A 237-nucleotide genomic window follows, 5' to 3' on the forward strand; every position below is an offset into this window, starting at 1 on the left:
GCATTAATCCTGCTAATAATGACATTTACGAAATGATCTTGATGAAAGTGGCGCGAAGAAATATTTAATGACATTAATGGAATGGTTGCATTGGTTTGTTGAAGTAATTGTATCAACTCACAAACCTTATCTAATGCCCATAACTCTAGCTCGAAAATACAATCGGATAATTCAGCTGCAGCAATAAATTTACGTGGACTAATATAGCCATACTGAGGGTGATACCAACGCATCAAG

Annotated in this window: 1 protein-coding gene; it reads right to left on the minus strand. The window is 35.9% G+C overall.

Annotated features, from left to right (window positions below; all coding sequences use genetic code 11):
• Positions 1-237 (minus strand): EAL domain-containing protein (locus AAEZ03_RS28860; protein WP_350583424.1); only part of this gene is annotated, 237 nt, incomplete at both ends.

Origin of the sequence: Pseudomonas sp. HY2-MNA-CIBAN-0224, from assembly GCF_040310285.1 — a bacterium.
GTDB lineage: Bacteria > Pseudomonadota > Gammaproteobacteria > Pseudomonadales > Pseudomonadaceae > Aquipseudomonas > Aquipseudomonas helleri.